The sequence below is a fragment of the Lysobacter helvus genome (assembly GCF_018406645.1).
GTDB classification, from domain to species: domain Bacteria; phylum Pseudomonadota; class Gammaproteobacteria; order Xanthomonadales; family Xanthomonadaceae; genus Noviluteimonas; species Noviluteimonas caseinilytica.
This window is the reverse complement of record NZ_AP024546.1, coordinates 2688319-2707313: the sequence shown is the minus strand read 5'-3', so window position 1 is coordinate 2707313 and position 18995 is coordinate 2688319. Positions and strand designations below refer to the sequence as shown.

15 protein-coding genes are annotated in these 18995 nt (G+C 67.4%); 8 read left to right on the top strand and 7 right to left on the bottom strand.

The window, feature by feature from the left end; all coding sequences use genetic code 11:
- Positions 1–16 precede the first annotated feature (16 nt).
- The 4 genes from LYSHEL_RS13050 to LYSHEL_RS13035 all read right to left on the bottom strand — a co-directional run bounded on the left by LYSHEL_RS13050 (position 17) and on the right by LYSHEL_RS13035 (position 6246).
- Entirely contained in the window at positions 17–1297 is a 1281-nt protein-coding gene (locus LYSHEL_RS13050) for a nucleotide sugar dehydrogenase (RefSeq protein WP_213434460.1), read from the bottom strand.
- Between the two features lie 108 nt (positions 1298–1405).
- Positions 1406–4888, bottom strand: a complete 3483-nt coding sequence (locus LYSHEL_RS13045; protein ID WP_213434459.1) for an inverse autotransporter beta domain-containing protein — start codon at positions 4886–4888, stop codon at positions 1406–1408.
- 444 nt (positions 4889–5332) lie between these two features.
- Positions 5333–6031 carry an SOS response-associated peptidase gene (locus LYSHEL_RS13040; protein WP_213434458.1) on the bottom strand — a complete coding sequence of 233 codons (699 nt, stop codon included), beginning with the start codon at positions 6029–6031 and terminating at the stop codon, positions 5333–5335.
- A gap of 35 nt (positions 6032–6066) precedes the next feature.
- Positions 6067–6246 carry a hypothetical protein gene (locus LYSHEL_RS13035; RefSeq protein WP_213434457.1) on the bottom strand — a complete coding sequence of 60 codons (180 nt, stop codon included), beginning with the start codon at positions 6244–6246 and terminating at the stop codon, positions 6067–6069.
- A gap of 76 nt (positions 6247–6322) precedes the next feature.
- Between LYSHEL_RS13035 and ligD the strand changes: the two genes are divergently transcribed.
- The 7 genes from ligD (at position 6323) to LYSHEL_RS13000 (ending at position 15668) form a co-directional block, all read left to right on the top strand.
- Positions 6323–8857 (top strand): DNA ligase D, encoded by a 2535-nt coding sequence (gene ligD / locus LYSHEL_RS13030; protein WP_213434456.1) that lies wholly within the window; start codon positions 6323–6325, stop codon positions 8855–8857.
- A gap of 130 nt (positions 8858–8987) precedes the next feature.
- Positions 8988–10580 carry a Calx-beta domain-containing protein gene (locus LYSHEL_RS16180; RefSeq protein WP_407075148.1) on the top strand — a complete coding sequence of 531 codons (1593 nt, stop codon included), beginning with the start codon at positions 8988–8990 and terminating at the stop codon, positions 10578–10580.
- A gap of 338 nt (positions 10581–10918) precedes the next feature.
- A complete protein-coding gene (locus LYSHEL_RS13020; protein WP_213434454.1) occupies positions 10919–11443 on the top strand; it encodes a Csu type fimbrial protein in 525 nt (174 codons plus the stop codon).
- 46 nt (positions 11444–11489) lie between these two features.
- On the top strand, positions 11490–12248 hold the full coding sequence (locus tag LYSHEL_RS13015; RefSeq protein ID WP_213434453.1) for a fimbrial biogenesis chaperone: 759 nt from the start codon (positions 11490–11492) through the stop codon (positions 12246–12248).
- Positions 12236–14620, top strand: coding sequence for a fimbria/pilus outer membrane usher protein (locus tag LYSHEL_RS13010; RefSeq protein WP_213434452.1), 2385 nt, complete (start codon positions 12236–12238; stop codon positions 14618–14620). The genes LYSHEL_RS13015 and LYSHEL_RS13010 overlap by 13 nt, the downstream gene beginning before the upstream one ends.
- A complete protein-coding gene (locus LYSHEL_RS13005; protein WP_213434451.1) occupies positions 14617–15114 on the top strand; it encodes a Csu type fimbrial protein in 498 nt (165 codons plus the stop codon). The genes LYSHEL_RS13010 and LYSHEL_RS13005 overlap by 4 nt, the downstream gene beginning before the upstream one ends.
- Positions 15115–15161: 47 nt before the next feature.
- A complete protein-coding gene (locus LYSHEL_RS13000) occupies positions 15162–15668 on the top strand; it encodes a Csu type fimbrial protein (RefSeq protein ID WP_213434450.1) in 507 nt (168 codons plus the stop codon).
- Position 15669: 1 nt separating this feature from the next.
- On the opposite strand, the gene LYSHEL_RS12995 is transcribed toward LYSHEL_RS13000, so the two are convergent.
- Together LYSHEL_RS12995 and LYSHEL_RS12990 are read right to left on the bottom strand one after the other, a co-directional pair.
- Positions 15670–16788 carry a TolB family protein gene (locus LYSHEL_RS12995; RefSeq protein WP_213434449.1) on the bottom strand — a complete coding sequence of 373 codons (1119 nt, stop codon included), beginning with the start codon at positions 16786–16788 and terminating at the stop codon, positions 15670–15672.
- 181 nt (positions 16789–16969) lie between these two features.
- Positions 16970–17224: a hypothetical protein gene (locus tag LYSHEL_RS12990; RefSeq protein WP_213434448.1), complete on the bottom strand. Its 255-nt coding sequence runs from the start codon at positions 17222–17224 to the stop codon at positions 16970–16972.
- A gap of 205 nt (positions 17225–17429) precedes the next feature.
- Here LYSHEL_RS12990 and LYSHEL_RS12985 point away from each other — a divergent pair, with 205 nt between their 5' ends.
- Positions 17430–17885, top strand: coding sequence for a hypothetical protein (locus LYSHEL_RS12985; RefSeq protein WP_213434447.1), 456 nt, complete (start codon positions 17430–17432; stop codon positions 17883–17885).
- Here LYSHEL_RS12985 and LYSHEL_RS12980 read toward each other — a convergent pair.
- Complete coding sequence (locus tag LYSHEL_RS12980; RefSeq protein ID WP_213434446.1) at positions 17875–18960, bottom strand: extracellular catalytic domain type 1 short-chain-length polyhydroxyalkanoate depolymerase; 1086 nt, start codon at positions 18958–18960, stop codon at positions 17875–17877. The genes LYSHEL_RS12985 and LYSHEL_RS12980 overlap by 11 nt on opposite strands.
- Positions 18961–18995: the final 35 nt, after the last annotated feature.

Below are 18995 nucleotides of genomic sequence, written 5' to 3'. Positions count from 1 at the left end.
ACCTCATGGAGTTCGTTTACAACCGCGCGTCGACGGCATCCTTCGGGAACAGGCTCTTGATGTCGTAGTACACCGCGTTCGCGTGGCCCAGCCGGCGCAGGCCGTCGATGCCCAGCGCCTTGAACTCATCATGCGCCACGCAGATCACGACGGCGTCATAGGCGCCGGCCTCGGGCGTATCGACGAGGCGGATGCCGTACTCCTGCAAGGCTTCGTGGGCGCTGGCCCACGGGTCGTGGATGTCGACGGTGGCGCGGTAGTCCTCGAGCTCGCCGGCCAGTTCGACCACGCGCGTGTTGCGCAGGTCGGGGCAGTTTTCCTTGAACGTCAGGCCCAGCAGCAGGATGCGCGCGCCGGCGATCGTGAGGCCGCGCTGCACCATCAGCTTGATCACTTCGGCGGCAACCTGCTGCCCCATCGCATCGTTGATGCGGCGGCAGGCGAGCAGGATGTCGGGGTAGTAACCCGCGGCCTGTGCGCGCTGGATCAGGTAATACGGATCCACGCCGATGCAATGCCCGCCGACCAGGCCCGGGCGGAACGGCAGGAAGTTCCACTTCGTGCGCGCGGCTTCCAGCACTTCCGTCGTGTCGATGCCGAGGCGATGGAAGATCAGCGCGAATTCGTTCATCAGCGCGATGTTGACGTCGCGCTGCGTGTTCTCGACCACCTTCGACGCTTCGGCCACCTGGATGCTGGAGGCCTTGTGCGTGCCGGCGGTGATGATCGTCTGGTACAGCGCGTCGACGAACGTCGCGGTGTCCGGCGTGGAGCCGGCGGTGACTTTCGGGATGTTGGCCAGGCGGCGTTCGCGATCGCCCGGGTTGATGCGTTCCGGGCTGTAGCCGACGTGGAAGTCGTGGTTGAAGCGCAGGCCGGAGGTGCGTTCGAGTTCCGGCACGCAGATTTCTTCCGTCGCGCCCGGGTAAACGGTGGATTCGTAGATCACCACGTCGCCGCGCTTGAGCACGGTGCCGATCGAGCGCGAGGCGGAGATCAGCGGGCTGAAGTCCGGGCGCTTGTGTTCGTCGATGGGCGTGGGGACGGTGACGATGAAGACGTCGCGGTCGCGCAGCGCGGTGAGGTCGGAGGTGAAGCGGAGCTGCGTGGCCGCGGCGAGTTCGTCAGGCGTGACTTCCCGGTTGCTGTCCCCTGCCCCTTGCGTCAACGCCGCGATCCGGGATGGATCGATGTCGAACCCCAGCGTGTCGCTGCGGCGGCCGAAGGCCACGGCCAGCGGCAAGCCGACGTAACCCAGGCCGATGACGGCGATGCGTGCGGTGGTGGTGTCGCGCATGGAGGCCCCATTCCGGGAGGCGGAATGGGGCGGAGTCTCTCACGCGCAAGGTCCCTGCTCCAGCGTGGCAATGGACATCGGGCGGGCTGGAAGCGCGTGACCTCTTTTTCAGAACGGATAGAAGTCGAGCTGGAAGCCGGTCACCTGTATTTCGGCATTCATGTTCCCAGGGTTGACCCTGACTCGCCAGGTGCCGCCCGTCGCTTCGTTGACGTTGAATGTATAGGTCGCTCCTCCCACGACATCGATGAGGTGGTCGTGGCTGTAAACCGTGCCGTCCGGAGCGATGAGCTGGACGGCGGAGTAGTAGCCGTGCACGAAGTACCCTTCATTCCAGACCTGGACGGTGACGCGCCTGGCCACGGGGATCCTGGGGATATTGACGTTCATGGACGGGCCTGCGTCGCCGAATGTGTTGGCGGTAATTCTCCTCGCCGTCCAGGACGTCCATTGCGAATGCGGCACGTACACCTTGGAGCTCGCGCGCGCCAGGCCCTCGGCTGGCGTGCCCGTCGCGGAGCGCGGTGTGACCACCACTTCGACCTCGTACGTCATGGCCGCAGCTTGCACCGCGTACGTCGCGAATGCGTTGCCGCGACCCATCTTGAGGGTTGCATCGGTTTCCGGGATCCGCCACCTGTAGTTGGTGCCGCTCGTTGAGGTGTCCTGCCCATCGCCATCCACGTCCTGGTAGCCAGGGTTTGCAGTCAGCGTCTGCAAATAAATAGGCCTGCCGGTGATGGTTGGATTCGCGGTTGGCGCAGAGCCGGGACTGGTGACCGTGGCGGTCGGAGTACTCCAGACCTGGTCGCCCGTTCGCGTACCCGTTGCGCCGGTTGCGGAATTCGGAGTGACAACGAACAACAACTGGTGGCCGACATCCTCTGGTCGCACGACGTAGGTCGCGCCCGAGCCCACGGGGCAGAAGGTGTTGTGCTGGCACCACTGGATGGTCGTTCCGCTTTCCAGGTCGTTCTCGTCGTCGCGGTACTTGTGGATCGCACGCAGCGTCTGGCCGACCATCGGACTGCCTTCAATCCTCAGGTCGTACGCGACCGGCTTGGACGCAGGCACTGCGATCGTGGTGACCACGCTCCTGGCATTCGCCGGATCCGTGTTCGGCGTGCCCGACGCGCTCACCGGCGTGACTTCGAACACCAGCCACTTGCCTTGGTCGTCTGCAACGGGCGTGTACGTGCTCGCGGTGGCGCCACCGATCTGCACCTTGTTGAGCGTGCCGGCGGCGTTGTCGACGCGGTACCACCTGTAGGTGTGGGTGCCCGGTGGGTCGCTTTGTGCGTCCTGGTAGCCCTGCGGGTTGCCGGTGAGCACCGAGCCCACCTTCACCGTGCCGGTGATGGTCGGGTTGGTCATCGTCGGCGCGGTGCCGGCCACCACGGCGGTCTCCGCACTCCAGACCACGTTGCCCGTGCGCGTGGCCGTGGTGCCCGTCGCGGACTTCGGCGTGACGTTGAAGACCAGCTTGTGGCCAACGTCGGAGGCCTTCACCACGTACTCGGCGCCGGTGTTGTCGCCAATGCTGCAGCCCACGTTGCTGTGACACCACTGGAACGTCGTTCCGCTTTCCAGGTCGTTCTCGTCGTCGCGGTACTTGTAGAGCGCACGCAGCGTCTGGCCGACGATCGGACTGCCTTCGATGCTCAGGTCGTACGCGACCGGCTTGGACGCAGGCACTGCAACCGTGGTGACCACGCTCCTGGCATTCGCCGGATCCGTGTTCGGCGTGCCCGATGCGCTCACCGGCGTGACTTCGAACACCAGCCACTTGCCCTGGTCGTCTGCAACGGGTGTGTACGTGCTCGCGGTGGCGCTGCCGATCTGCGTCTTGTTGAGCGTGCCGGCGGCGTTGTCGGCGCGATACCACCTGTAGGTGTGGGTGCCCGGCGGGTCGCTTTGTGCGTCCTGGTAGCCCTGCGGGTTGCCGGTGAGGATCGAGCCCACCTTCACCGTGCCGGTGATCGTCGGGTCGGTCATGGTCGGCGCCGTGCCGGTCACAACGGCGGTCTCCGCACTCCAGACCACGTTGCCCGTGCGCGTGGCCGTGGTGCCGGTGGCCGACTTCGGCGTGACGTTGAAGACCAGCTTGTGGCCAACGTCGCTCGCCTTCACGACGTACTCGATGCCGGTGTTGTCGCCGATGCTGCACGTGACGCTGCTGCGGCACCACTGGAACGTCGTTCCGCTTTCCAGGTCGTTCTCGTCGTCGCGGTACTTGTAGAGCGCGCGCAGCGTCTGGCCGACGACGGCGTTGCCTTCGATGCTCAGGTCGTACGCGACCGGCTTGGACGCCGGCACTGCGATCGTGGTGACCTTGAAGGCCTCGAGACCCACGTTCGGCGTGCCCGTCGTCGCCTTCGGCACTACCCCGAACACCAGGAACTTGCCCTGGTCGTCGGCGGTGACGACATACGTCAGTGCGGTGGCGCTGGCGATGGCGACGCGGTTGGTGGTGCCGGCGGCGTTGTCGGCGCGGTACCACTGGTAGGTGTGCGTACCTTCCGGATCGTTTTCCGCGTCCAGGTAGCCCACTGCACCCGTCAGCGTCTGCTGCGACATCGGCACGCCGAACTTGTAGTTGAAGTTCAGCATCAGCTTCGTGTCGCTGGGGCCACCGATGGCCTTGTCGTGCTCCACGCTCACGCCGATCAACGGCACGGGCGACCACGCGATCTTCGCGCTCCACACGTTGGGGTTCTCGAGCGTGTTGCCGGTGCCGAACACATCGACGCGTTCGCCCTGCCACCACGTGCCCTTCAATGTGAGATCGAGGCCCGGCAACTTCGACGGACTGTAGGTGATGCCGAGGTCGTAACCACTCGCGGCGCGTTCCTGGATGTCGTCGTTGTCCTTGACGTCGTACCAGCTATCGGACAACGGCGCGTACGTGTTGGCGAACCACCGCGTGCTTTGCGTCGCGGCTTCCACGCCCACGCCCACGCGGTTGGCGCCCGCCTGGAAGTCGTGGTCGTAGAACACGTTCGCGCCGAACAACGCCTTCTTGTCCGGCGTGACGTAGCGATACACCAGGCCGACGTTGCCGGTCGGTCGATCCAGTTCGTTGTGGGCGCCCACCTGCAGCAGCCAGTTGTTGCCGATGCCCTCTCCGGACAGCACGCCGATGGTCTGCAGGTTGAAGTCCAGGCCGCCGTCCTCGCTCCACGACGCAGAACCGGTGAGGTTGCCGAGGAACGGATTGCCGCTGCTCTTCGCCGCCTGCACGCCCGCGGACAGGCCGGTGTTCACGACTTCCTGCACCACCTGGTTCTTGAGGTCCGGGGTGAGTGCGGTGCTGTTGTTCTGCGACGAGGCGACGAAGTTCTTCGCGACCGTCGTGGCCTTGGCCGCGGCGCTTTCGGCGAGCCTGCGGTTCGCTTCGGCTTCGGCCTTGCTCGTGTTGCCGCCGCCGATGTCCGGCAGCTTCGACTTGATCTTGTCGGTTTGCGCGCGCGATTTCGCTTCCAGCAACGCTTCGCGCTTCTTGCGCTCGTCTTCGGTGAGGACTTCGGATGAGGAGGTTTCGGCCTCGCCCGCCTTCGCCGTGGCGGCGCCGAGCGAAATGACCAAGGACACCGCAATCGCCTTCGCGATCCTCGTGGGAGTAATTCGATTGTTGCTATGTGACATTGGATGGCGCCCCCGCGCAGAAAGTGGGGCGCATTCTTCCGGCCGATTGCCTATCGAAGTAGTCGTCGCATTCCTGTGTCGGAGTACGAAACTTCCTCGCTAGACAGAAGAATCATGCGTGCATGTTCTCGGCTAGCGCGATGTGCGGCGGATTCGCAACACGCAGGTTCCCTGCGCATCCGTTGATAGCCGGATACGACGTTTCCTGCGGTTGCTGCGAATCCGTGTCGCACGTCGCGTGGTACTTCCCGCGCCCCGCGGGAGACCGCGCTGATCCCCGTTCGGTGAGCAGCGGCGCCAGCAAAACACCGGGCCCGGGGATGCGCTATGGCCCCTTGGGGCATTGGCCCGGAGGCATTCGTGCAAATTCAGTGCGGAGACGCGAATCGTCTACGGAAAGAGGCCATCCGCCGCGCACGGCATGGGAGCGATCAACTGTTCGCCCTGGTTTCGGACATTGCCGACGGCAGGGTCGACTTCGTGGAAGACGAGCGAAGGCTCCGGTGCGGCATGCGCGATTTGCATCGCCCGGTCTGCATCGCCGTGCAACCAGTCGTGCAACAACTCGGGCGGCAGGATCAGCGGCATCCGGTCGTGCACCGGGCGGATCACCGGATCGGCTGCACGCGTGACAACGCTATAGGTCAGCAACTGTCCGCCCGCGCCGTTGCTGCGCGACTCCCACACGCCGGCGAACAACATCACCGGCGAACCAGCCAGCGTGATGTAGTGCGGACGCTTGCGCCCATCGATCACCGGCCACTCGTAATACCCGGTGGCGGGCACCAGCGCACGGCGTCGCTTGAAGGGTTCGCGGAACGCAGGTTTCTCCGCGATCGATTCCAGGCGCGCGTTGATCGTGCTGTAGGCGAGCCGCGTGTCCTTCGACCACGCCGGCAGCAACCCCCAACGCATGGTTTCGACGCGACCACCGCCGCCTTCGCTGGCGACGATCACGGGACCCGGATCGGTGGGCGCGATGTTGTATGCCGCCGGAGGCGCGTCCTCCTCCGGCGTGATCAGGTCCAGCATCCGCGAGAAGTCGCGGACCTGCTGCCAGGTGAAGTTACGGGTGAATCGTCCGCACATGGCGGCGATCCTATCGCAGGCGCATCAAGCCGAATTCAGTGCTTGCGATCGCCCTTGTCCCCTTCCCCACGCGGCGCCTCGTGGGCGGCCTGGTGTTGCTGGTCCCGGCCCAGGGACTTGCCCAGGTCGTCGGACTCGGCGAAACGCCCCTTGTTGTCCCGGCGCTGGAGGCGTTTGTCGCCGGGGGTGGGTTCGACCAGTTCGCGCTTTGTCATCACGACCTCCTGCTGGCGGTTTGGTAGCGTCCGTTGATACCTCTGCCGGTGGTGGAGAGCCCGTGATGGAACCGTCATGAGCCTGACCGAGTACCGCCGCAAGCGACAGTTCGACAAGACGCGCGAGCCCGCCCCGGGCAAGCCGTTGCCGAAGGGCGAGCGCCCCATTTTCGTGGTGCAGCTGCATCACGCGTCGCGCCGGCATTACGACTTCCGGCTGCAGGTCGGCGATGCGCTCAAGAGCTGGGCGGTGCCGAAGGGGCCGAGCTACGACCCCAAGGTGAAGCGCATGGCCGTGGAAGTCGAAGACCACCCGGTGTCCTACGCATCGTTCGAAGGCGACATCCCGCACGGCGAATACGGCGGCGGGCACGTGGCCTTGTTCGACCACGGCGTGTGGTCCACGCCCTACGACCCGGAAGCGCAACTCGCGAAGGGACATCTGCGTTTCGAGTTGTTCGGCGAGAAGTTGAAGGGCGAGTGGCATCTCGTGCGCTCGGGCAAGGCCGCGCGACAGCCGACGTGGCTGTTGTTCAAGGAGAAGGACGCGTATGCCGGCCCCGTGGAAGCCGACGAACTGCTGGACGATGTGACGCCCCCGCCCGGTGCTCCGAAAAAAGCGGCAAAAAAGACCGCGAAGAAAATCGCAAAAGTTGCCCCCAAGCGACGCCGCAAAGTCGACTGGGCCGCGAAGGCTTCGAAGCTCCCCGGCGCGAAGAAGGCCACGCTCCGCAACGAAGCCTTCGAACCCCAACTCGCGAAACTCGGCGACACCGCGCCCAGCGGCGCGCAATGGATCCACGAAGTGAAGTGGGACGGTTACCGCCTCGTGGCGACGATGGTCGGCGGCAAGGTGCGCATCTGGTCGCGCAACGCCATCGAATGGACGGCGAAGGTGCCGGAGTTGCGCGCGGCGCTCGAAGCCCTGGGCGTGCAAAGTGCGGCCTTCGACGGCGAACTCATCGCGGGCCGCGGCACGCAGGCGGATTTCAACCTGCTGCAGGCCACGCTGTCGGGCGAACAACAAGGCGCGTTGTCGTACGTGCTGTTCGACCTGCTGCACCTGGAAGGCGTGGATCTGCGAAAGGCACCGCTGGTCGAACGCAAGGCGTTGCTCGAAGACCTGCTGTCCACGCCGACCCCCCACCTCGCCTACAGCTCGCACGTCCCCGGCGACGAAGGCGACGCCGCATTCGCGCTCGCGTCGGAGCAGCAATTCGAAGGGATCATCTCCAAGCGCGCGCAAGGCGCGTACCACGCGGGGCGCGGCGACGACTGGCGCAAGACGAAGCGCCTGGACTCCGACGAGTTTGCCGTCGTCGGCACCACGCCGGGGCAAGGCGCGCGCACGGGCTTCGGTGCGTTGCTGCTCGCGCGGCCCGATCCGGAGCACGGCTGGTCGTACGCCGGCCGCGTCGGCACGGGCTTCACCGGCGAATTGATCCGCGAGATCGTCGAACACATCGGCAAGCGCAAGACCTCCACCACGCCCACGGTGTACGTGCCGCCGAATGCGATCACGCCGGCGGACGGCAAGCGCGCGACCTGGTTCAAGCCTGCGTTCGTCGTCGAGGTGTTCATCCGCGGCATCGGCAACTCGGGCGTGTTGCGGCAGCCGTCGTTGAAAACGCTGCGGCTGGACAAGGACGTGGACGACCTGCTGGATTCCGATCGCGCGCCCGCGAAAAAGGCGGCGAAGAAGACAGCCACGAAACGCGCCGGCGCCACCGCGCGCGAACGCGCCCCCGCCCCCGAAACCCGCCTCAGCAGCCCGACGAAAATCATCTTCCCCGACCGCGGCATCACCAAGCTGCAGGTCGCCGAGTACTACCGCGCCGTCGCACCGCACTTGCTCGCCGGCATCGCAGGCCGCCCGCTTTCGATCATCCGCTGCCCGAGCGGTGCGGGGAAACCGTGCTTCTTCCAGAAACACCACACCGCAGGCCTCGACGTCGTGCGCTTCGTGCGCCTGAAGGAAGAAGCCGGCATCAATGCGAACTACCTCGTCGTCGACGATCTCGCCGGCCTGATGGAACTCGTGCAGTTCAACGCGCTCGAGTTCCACCCGTGGGGCTCGCACGCCGACACGCCCGACATCGCCGACCGCATCGTGTTCGACCTGGACCCCGGCCCCAACGTGCCGTTCGCGGAAGTGAAACGATCCGCGCAGCAAGTCCATGACCTGTTGCAACAACTCGGCCTGCAATCCTTCCTCCGCACGACCGGCGGCAAGGGCCTGCACGTCGTCGTGCCGTTGAACCCCGGCAATCGCTGGCCGTTGGTGAAGCAATTCGCGAAAGGGTTCGCCGAAGCGCTCGCGGGCTCGGAGCCCGATCGCTACCTCGCCACCGCCACGCTGAAACTGCGCCCGGGGAAAATCTTCGTCGACTACCTGCGCAACGGGCGCGGCGCGACCGCGGTGGCGTCGTATTCGCTGCGCGCACGCGACGGCGCACCGGTGGCGGTGCCGCTGGCGTGGCGCGAACTGGCCGCATTGAAGCGCGGCGACGCCTTCGACCTCGATGCCACCGTCGCGCGGCTGAAGAAGCAACGCAAGGATCCGTGGGCAGGCATCGACACGATCCGGCAAGACCTGGCGTCCCTGGGCTGACCCGCCGGTTCCGCACGCGACAACTGTGACGCGCGATTCAACTCCGGCGCGCGCCGGTTGACCCTGCCCCGCCCCGCAACGACCCTCTCGCACGCCCCACGCAAGGAGCGTCGCGATGATCGGCCCAAGGATGCGCTGGACCCTGTCGTTGTTCGCAGCGCTCGCGGGCGCACCCGCCGCCCACGCGCAGCAATGCCCCGCCACCGTCCCGTCGCAGGGCGCGCCCATCGCCGCCCCGCTGCCCGTGTTCCCCGCCGACAACTGGTGGAACACCGACATCAGTGCCGCGCCGGTCGACGGCAACTCCGCCAGCTTCATCGCTTTCCTCAACAACGGCGGCACGCGCAAGTTGCATCCGGACTTCGGTGGCGAGGAATCGCCCGGCAGCACCACGATCTACGGATTCCCGTATGCCGTCGTCGATGGCAGCCAACCGCTGCAACCGGTCACGTTCGACTACTGGGACGAAAGCGATGGCGTGAACCCGCAGACCGGCGCAGGCGTGCCGTTCTATCCGATCCCCGCGCAGGCGATCTCGCAGGCGCACTGGGTGGAAGGCGGATCGCCGGCGAGCGTGGACGAACGCAACGACAACGATCGCCACCTGCTGGTCATCGACTGCACGCACCGCACGCTCTACGAGCTCTACAACGTCTGGTATTCGACCGCGCAGCAGCGCTGGTACGGCGGGTCCGGTGCGTTCTTCGACATGACGCGCAACGATCGCCGCCCGGACACCTGGACCTCGGCAGATGCGGCGGGCCTGGCGATCTTCCCGGGCCTGGTGCGTTACGACGAAGCCGCCTCCGGCGCGGAGATCAACCACGCCTTCCGCGTCACCGTGCGCACCAGCAACGGCCACGTGTATCCGGCCTCGCACACCGCGGGCAGCACGGCGGGCGCGTTGCCGATGGGGGCGCGCCTGCGCCTGAAGACCAGCGTCAACGGCGTCGATCCCGCGCTGCGCACCACCGACCCGATGGCGCGCGGCATCTTCCGCGCGATGCAGAAGTACGGATTGATCGTCGCGGACAACGGTTCGGACATGTACATCTCCGGCACCTTCGACGTGCGCTGGAACAACGGCACGCTCAACCCCGCGTTCTCGACGCTGAGCGCCAGCGACTTCGAGGTGGTGCAGCGCGGGTGGAAGCGGGCGCCCGGCCTGCCGTCGCTGTCGATCGACGACGTGTCGGTGAGCGAAGGCCAGTCGGGCACCCGCACGGCGAGTTTCGCGGTGCGCCTCTCCGCGGCGTCGACCTCCACGGTGACGGTGTCGCTGGCCACGTCCAACGGCACGGCGCAGGCGGGCAGCGATTACGTGAGCGCGAGCGGTTCGCTGAGCTTCGCGCCCGGGCAGACGGCGCGTTCGTTCGACGTGGTCATCAACGGCGACCTCGCGCGCGAACCCGACGAGACCTTCCTGGTCACGCTGTCCAACCCGGTCAACGCCACCTTGCTCGACGCCCAGGCCACGGGCCGCATCCTCACCGACGACGCGCGACGCACGGGGGGCGCGCAACGCCCGGTAGCCAGCTCGACCACGGTGGCAGGTGCGAGCGCCGTCCCCACCACGACGACGCCGGTGGCGTCGCCACGACCCGCGGCTTCCTCGCCCCCGGCCTGCAGCCGATGGCACCAGACCGGCCTCGAAGGCCTGTTCCTCTGCGTCGATTCGCTGGGCGACCGTCTGTCCCGCGAAATCGACCGCTGGTTCCGCTAACGGGGGTGACCGATGCTCACCCCCGCATTCATCAAGTAGGGTAGCGGCGCGCCCAGAAGTCACCCCCGGGGGCTATCTAAGGTCACGGGGTTACCGCTATCGGACATGCCCAAAAGGACCTGACGCGCAATGTCACCTGCCCAGGACGCTCCGCGGCACAGGAATCTGAGCGATTCACGGCGCTGAATAGGCCGCTTTTGTGATGTGCGTCACATTTTTGTGATGGAAATGTGATCGCCCCGTGATTTTTGTTGCGGCGTATACCTGAGGTCACTAGCTTTCGCCCCGCTGACGCCGTCCGCGTCGAGCACATTTCACGTGCACTAGGGGAATACTCAATGCGTACCGCTCTTCTCGCCGCCGCAACCGTGGGCGTGCTCTTCGCTGCCAGCAACGCCACCGCCGCCACGGCCACCGGCTCGTTCCAGGTCACCGCCACCGTCAACGCCAGCTGCGTCGTCACCGCGTCCCAGGCCGTCGCGTTCCCGGTCTATGACCCGGCCAACACCCACTTCGCCGCCAACGACGACGCGACCGGTTCGATCGACGTGCGCTGCACCAAGGGCACCGCGCCGGTCATCACGCTCGACGAAGGCCTGCCGGCCAACAAGGCGGGCACGTCCAGCTGCACGACCCCGCTCCGCCAGATGGCCAGCGGCACCGACCGCCTGCCGTACTTCCTGTACCAGAACACCGGCCGCACCACGGTGTGGGGCTGCACCTCGGGCACCAATTCGCTGACGATGGTCGCCGCGCCGTCCAACGCCGCCCGCACGGTGACGGTCTACGGTCGCATCCCGATGAACCAGGACGTCCCCACCGGCTCCTACGCCGATACGGTCACGGCCACCCTGACCTTCTGATCCACCGGGCCCGGCGGCGACGCCGGGCCCTTTCGGTACCTTCGCAATGCGCATTTCCCGGCTTCGTCGACATGCGGCGCTCAGCGCGCTCGCCCTCGTGACCTCGATCGCCGGCATCGCTTCGGCGGCGCAGATCAGCCTCAACAACACGCGCGTCCATCTCGATGGCACGCATCCGGTCGAAACGCTCGTCCTGACGAACCAGGAAAGCGAGCCGCTCGACATGGAAGTGAAGGTGCAGCGCTGGCAGCAGGGCGCCGACGGCAAGTGGCAACTCCAGCCCGACGCCGGCGGCCTGGTCGTGCATCCGCTCATCCTGACGATGCAGCCCAACGGCGAAGCGCGTCTGCGCGTGGGCACCATCTCGCCCAACGTCACCTCCGAAATCGCCTATCGCATCGAAGTGCAGGAACTGCCCGGCCGCAAGCAAGTGCAGGCCGGCGCGGTGCGCATGCTCACGAAGCTGAGCATCCCGGTCTTCGTGCAGCCGCCGAAGGCGAAGGCCGCGTTGTCGTTCACCGTCGACAGCGTCGACGGCAAGGGCACGCTGCTCGATATCCGCAACACCGGCACCGGGTTTTCCGGTCCGTCCGACGCCAACGTGCGCGTGCTCGATGCCAACAACCGCGTCCTGCAGGAAGGCCACGTCACCGTCGGCTACTTGCTGGCCGGCGCCCGCCTGCCGACGCGCGTCGCGCTGAAGGACTCGGTCTGCGCGCATGCCGCGCACATCGAAGTGAAACTCACCGATTCGGCGCCGATGACCGCCGATGTCGCGCCCGGAGCGCGCCGATGCGCGCCCTGACGGACGGCCCCGGCCTGCCGCCACCGCCCGTTCGCCCGTCTTCCCGAAACGCCCGTTCGCGGCGGTTGCGTCGTCGCCTGCTCGCGCTCTGCACGGGCCTGGCGCTCGCAGGCTCCGTGCACGCGCTGCCCGGCGACGAAACGCTGCTGCTCGACCTGTGCATCAACGATCGCTGCGTCGGCGTCGCGCCCGTCATCGCGCGCGGCGACGACGTGCTCGTGGATCGCGAAGCGCTCGCCGCCGCCAGCATCGATACCTCCGCCGTCACGCCCGAACACCTCGGCGAACGCGATTTCATTTCGCTGCACCAGCTCAACCACGGCAGCACGTTCGCGATCGATCGCTCGCTGCTGCGCCTGGACCTGCACCTGCGCCCGGAGCGCCTGCCGCACCAGGACGCGTCGCTGTATTCCCGGCCGGCCGTCGCGGAACAAGGCACGCAGTCGTGGACCGCGTTCCTCAACTACGCCGCCACCGTGGGCAACCACGACCAGCGCAACGTCTTCTTCGATGCCGCCGTGGGTCGCGGCAACGCCGCGCTGCGCAGCACCGGCGGCTGGGACGATCTGCTCGGCTGGCAGCGCGGCCTGACGCGTTTCGAATACGACCAGGTCGACGGCCTGCGTCGCTGGACGGTCGGCGACCAGTACGCCATCGCGCGCGATCCGCTCGCCGGCGGCCAGCTGCTTGGCGGCATCGGCGTCGAACGCGCGTTCGACCTCGATCCGTACCTCATCACGTTCCCGCAGCCTTATTACTCCGGCGTGCTCGAAGCCCCCGGCACCGTCGAGGTCTATTCGAACGGCACGCTCATCGGCCGCAGCGACCTGGCGGCCGGTCCGTTCACGCTCGAGCGCCTCGGCATCACGCCGGGCCGCAACGACGTGCGCGTGATCGTGCGCGACCCGCTCGGCAACCGCAGCGAACTGGCCACGCAGTCGTATTACGGCGGCAGCCCGCGCCTGCTCGCGAAAGGCCTGAGCGAATACGCCGTGCGCCTGGGCGCGCCGCGCACCGACAGCGGCTTCGGCGACGGCGGTTACGCGAGTTCGCTGGCGATGCAGGCCTGGTATCGCCGCGGCCTGTCGCAGGACTTCACGCTCGGCGGACGCATCGAAGGCAACGACACGCTGCGCAACGTCGGCATGGACACCGCGTTCAACACGGCGATCGGCGAATTCGCGATCGCGGTCGCCGCGAGTGATCGCGACGGCCTCGGCACCGGCCACGCCTCGTCGTTCAACTACAGCTACAGCACGCGCCTGTGGGCGCTCGGGCTCGGCACGCTGCACGCGAGCGACGACTATCGCCGCCTGTCGGACGTGTCGTCCTTCGCCACGCTGTTCGCGCCGACGCGCGAGAACGACTACGCCTCTTTCTCGTTCACGCCAGCCAGCGGGCTTGCGCTGCAACTCAACGCCGGCCGGCACAAGCGCGTGGGCACGCCGGTCGAACGCAGCGCCGGGATGTCCGCAAGCTGGCAGCTCGGGGGCCGCGCGCAAATGTATTTCGTCGTGCAACGCCTGGAGTCGACGGCGTACCGCGACACCACCGCGCAGCTCAACTTCAACATCGCCTTCGACCGCGACAGCTTCTCCGCGAGTGCCGTCCGCCAGGACCGCAACGGCGACACGAACACGGGCTACGGGTTCGATGCGCGCCGTTCGCGCCCGGCCGACACGGGCTTCGGCTACTCGGTGAGCCTGCACGACAACGGCGACAACGACAGCCAGTACGCGCTGGGCGAATACGAAGGCCGCTTCGGTCGCTATTCGCTCGAAGCCGAACGTTACGGCAGCGACACCGGCATCCGCGGCGTGGCCAGCGGCGCGCTCGTCGCCGTCGGTGGCCGCATGTTCGCCACGCCGCCGGTCGAAAGCGGGTTCGCGCTGGTGCGCGTGCCGGGCCTGGCCAACGTGCCGATCATGCGCGAGAACGTGACCGTCGGTCGCACCGATGCGCACGGCGACCTGCTCGTGCGCGACCTCATGCCGTTCCAGTCCAGCCGCGTCGCCGTGGATACGGGCGCGGTCTCCGCCGACGTCGCGATGGACAAGCCGGAACACAAGGTGCAGGTGGCGCGCAACACGGGTTCGGTGGTCACGCTCGAAGCGCGCACCGTGCACGCGGTGACGGGGCACTTCAAATATGCCGGCGCGGGCGCGGGCGACCTCGCGCACATCGCGGACGCCGGGATCGACATGCCCATCGGCTCGGAAGGCATGTTCTATTTCGAAGGCCTGAAGGCCGGCCGCAACGTGGCGACCATCGAACACGACGCGGGCAACGTGCGGTGCGTGATCGATGTGCCGGCGCAGGCCGCGGGCGGCGTGACCGACCTCGGCGACATCACCTGCGAAGCACCGCAGTGAAACGCCCGCTGGCCACATGGCTGCTCTTCGCGATCGCGCTCGCTTGGTTCGGCTTCGCGCCGTCCGCGCAGGCGCAGACCTGCACGATCACCACGACGGCGGTCGCGTTCGGTGTCTACGATCCGCAGGCCACGGGCGCGCTGGACGGCACGGGCTCGGTGCGCCTGGATTGCAGCAACTACGGCACGGTCAACGTCGCGCTCGACGACGGCGGCGCGACGAGCTACCCCGCGCGCCGCATGACGACCCCCAGCGGCCCCGACCTGCTGGGGTACCAGCTCTACACCGACAACGCGCGCTCGATCGTGTGGGGCGACGGCGCCACGGCCGCGACAGACACGGTCAACTGCTTCATCGGCATCAGTTCCGACGGCTGCGTGAGCACCCTGTTCTCGCTGCGCGCCACGCGCACGATCTACGGACGCATCCCGGCCCTGCAGAACGTCGGGATCGGGAATTATTCCGATACCGTCCGCCTCACGATCACGTTCTGATCCGGGTTCGCCCCTATGATCGCGCCCATGCAGATGCGCTCGAACCGGTGACTTCCTGGAACCACATCCGCGCAGGGGCGTTGTTGGTCGGGCTCGCTTGGCTCGGCCTGGCGCTCGATGCGCGCGCGGCAGAAAACTGCACGGTCAACACGACCGACTTTTCGTTCGGCGTGTATGACACCTCGTCGACCACGCCGCTGGACGGCACGGGCCAGGTGGCCATCGACTGCCAGGGCAATCCGCTGACGGTCGACATCGCGCTCGGTCCCGGGGGCGGCGGCACCTATGCCAACCGCCGCATGCTGTCGGGCGCACAGCAGATGACCTACGGCCTCTACACGGATCTCGCGCGCGCGACACCGTGGGGCGACGGCAATGCCGGCACGTCGATCGTGACGTGCACGACGGGCGTCACCGCCAACGGCTGCGTCGGCACCAATCCCGCCGGCGGCAATCGCCGTGCCACGCGCGCCATCTACGGTCGCGTCCCTGCCCTGCAGAACGTCGATGTCGGCACGTATGCCGACACCGTCCAGGTCACCGTGACGTTCTGACTCAGGGCTCGAACCACCCGCCCGTTTCCGCGTAACCCGCCGGCAGGTTCACCAGCGCGCGCGTGTCCGCATCGATGATGCGCAGGCCGAAGCGCGGGATCGTCAGCGACACGTCGTCGAAGGTGCGACGGTTCACCAGCAGATGCACGTTGTCCTTCGACCATTGCGCCGCGGTGTAGGCGTGGTTGTCCACGCGCGAGTCGGTGATGCGGCGCACGCGCGTGCCGTCGGCGTTGATCACGTATAGCGGTTCGTAGTAACGGAATTCGCCCGTGCCGACTTCGTACACCTCGCCGGTGTACGCGATGCGGCGACCGTCGGGCGACCATTTCGGGGCGTGGCCGCGCGGGAGCGCCTTCGCTTCGCCCGTGCGGAAATCCACCAGCGTCATGTCGTTGGCGACGCTGTCGCTGTACACGCCGCGCGTGCCATCGGGCGAGAATTCCAGGTCCAGCTGTTCTTCCATCACGATGTCGCTCAGCAGCGTGGCGCCGCCGGTCGCGACGTCGATGCTGTAGGCGAGCGCGTGCCACACCGGCTCCAGGCGCCCTTCCGGATAGCCGGCGGCGACGAACAGGTGCGTGCCATCGGCCGACCACGTGGGCCGCATCAGCTGGATCGGCGCGGCAGGGCAATACAACGTGCGGCGGATGCGGCCCGTGCCATCCACGAGCGACACGCACTGCGCAGCGCGCACGCTGTCCTGGCGGATGAACGCGATGCGGTTGTTCGGGCCCCAGGCCGGCTTCGAGAAATCGCCCACGCCGCTCAGCAACAACTTCGGTCGCGTGGCGTCGGGGGTCATCGTTTCGAGCACGTGCCGGGAATCCATCCGCGCCCGCGTCGTGCCGCGATCGAACACCAGCGATTGCCCGTCGGGCGACCACGTGGCCGCCATGTCGAACGTGCGGTCGGCCGGCGTGGTGAGTTGCCGCACCTGTCCGTTGCCGAGGTCGAGGATCCACAGCGAGCGGCTGCTGGCGGTGGCATCGGCGGCGAGCGCCGTCCGGGTGAACACCACTTTGCCCGCCGGCGTCGCGGCGTGCGCAGCGAACGTGGCAACCAGCGGTGCGGTGAGGACGAGGGCGGCCGCGGCCGCGCGGAGGACGGGTGTGGTCATTGCGATTTCCCCTGGCAAGCTGCGCTGGCTTGCGTTTCGAATGGTCCCGGCCAGACTGCGAGCGTGAAAATCAATTGCAGGTGAAGGGCACCCGCGTTCAGGCAAAGCCGCACGCACGCGCGGCTTTCGAAGCTGAAGGGGTTACCTGCGTGCACCGGGTGACCCGGCCGCTTGCGCAGGATCAATGCGTGCGATCGCGGAATTGATCGATCTCGCCCTGCATCAATTCGCGCTGCTCGGACAGGTTCAACAACTCGAGCACCACTTCGGCGCCGGTCGCGCGCGCCTTCAGCAACTCGGCGCGCGCGCGGGCGATCTCCTCGGCGACGGCGTGCTCGTCCATGTGGTCCATCGACGCGAGCAGCACCGTGAGCATGTCCATCGCTTCGGCGATGTGTTCCATGACATCCAGTGCAGCGGGGGAAGGACGGGCCATGCGGTGCTCCTTGCGTTCGGGCCCCAACCTCCCCCATTGCCAATCAATGTCCGGTCAAAGCGGGCATGGGCGGTGGGGGGCGGTTCACTTCGTCGGTCCGCTGCCGCCGGTGGTCGCACGGACGAACCGTGCCGCCCGTCCGACGACGGCCGCTTCGAACCATGGTAGTTAAGGTGCCCGGAAGTCGAACGTTGGGAGTGGAGCGATGCGCACGAAGCGGGCCCCCGGCATCACCGCGAACACCGCCCTGAAATGGCTGCTGGCCATCGTGGTCGTGCTGGCGCTGGTGAAGTTCGTGCCGTGGTCCAGCCTGCGCGGCGAGCTGCACGCGCAACTGCCGGGCAGTGCGCCCCACCTCACCATCCTCAACGTGGAGTGCTTCCCCGATCCAGGCATGCCGCGCGCCGAAGTCACGGTGCGCAACACGGGCCACAAGCCCGTGCAGTCGCCGCGGGGCCACATGCGTTTCAGCTATGGCGTGGAAGAAGGTCGCTTCGTCCCCGAAGTCATCGCGCCGGGCGTGCAGGCAACGATGACGGTCTATGCCACCTCGACCAACCTGGGCCAGTGCGAGCTGGTGGACGTGCAGGATCGCGCCGGCCGCCAGGCGGTGCTGTTGAACACCGCGCGGTTCCGCAATCCGCGGGACCTCATGCAGTAGCGATCGCTGCCTTCTTCTGCTGCAGGAAGAAGCGCACCATCGCCGCCGATGCATCCGGGCCTTCCGGATCGGTGTACGTCCCTTCCCCGCTGCCGCCGCTCCAGGCATGGCCCGCGCCGTGCACGCGCCAGTGTTCGACGCGCGTGCGGCCGTCGGGGTCGGTGAACACATCGCGCACGTAGCTGCGTCCGCCCGGCACCGTGTCGCCTTGTGTCGTGGCGTGCAGGAGCGAGCCGCCGATCGCGTCGTCGACGATGCCGTCGCCGTTGCTCGCGGCCACCGTGTGGTCCGCATCGCCGTGGAAGACGATCGTGGGCAGCGAATGCGTGGCGCGATCGGACACGCGGCGCTGGCCGCCCTTCATCGCGGCGAATGCACTGCCGACGTCGTGCGCCACCGCGAACGGCAGGCCCGAATGCGCGCCCACGGCCGCGAAGACGTCTGGATAGGTTTCGCCGAGGATCACCGCCATCGCCGCGCCCGCGGAAAGGCCGGCGACGTAGATGCGCTCCGGATCGATGCGATGGTCCTGCGCGACCTGCTGCGCGATGCCCGCGATCAGCGAAGGCTCGCCGGCGCCATGGCGCTGGTCGGCGCCGCGGAACCAGTTCCAGCATTTCGATCCGTTGGCGCGCGCGGCCTGCGCCGGATACGCCACGAGGAAACCGTGCGCGTCGGCCAAGGCGTTCATCCGCGTGCCCGCGGCGAAATCGTCCGGCGATTGCGTGCAACCGTGCAGCATCACCAGGAGCGGCACGGGCTGCGTGGTCACCGCGTGGCCAGCCGGGATGTACACCTTGTAGGCCAGCGTGCCCGCGGCGTTGGTGAACGTGCGGGTCGTGAACTCGCCGTCCTGTCCCGGCACCGCGTCGTCGGCAGGCGAAGGCACAGGCGTGCGATTCGGCGACAGGCCGGCCGAGGCCAGCGCGTCATCGATCGTGGTGCGGATGCCCTGGTCGATCCCCGCCGAGGCGAGCGCGCGATCGATCGTGTCCTGGATGTCGCCGGCCTTCGGGGCCATCCCGCCGTGCGGGACGCGCGCGGCGCGGCGCGCGAGTTTTTCGAAAAGGCTCAAAAGGCATCCTGGTCAATGGCGGCAAGCGCACGCAG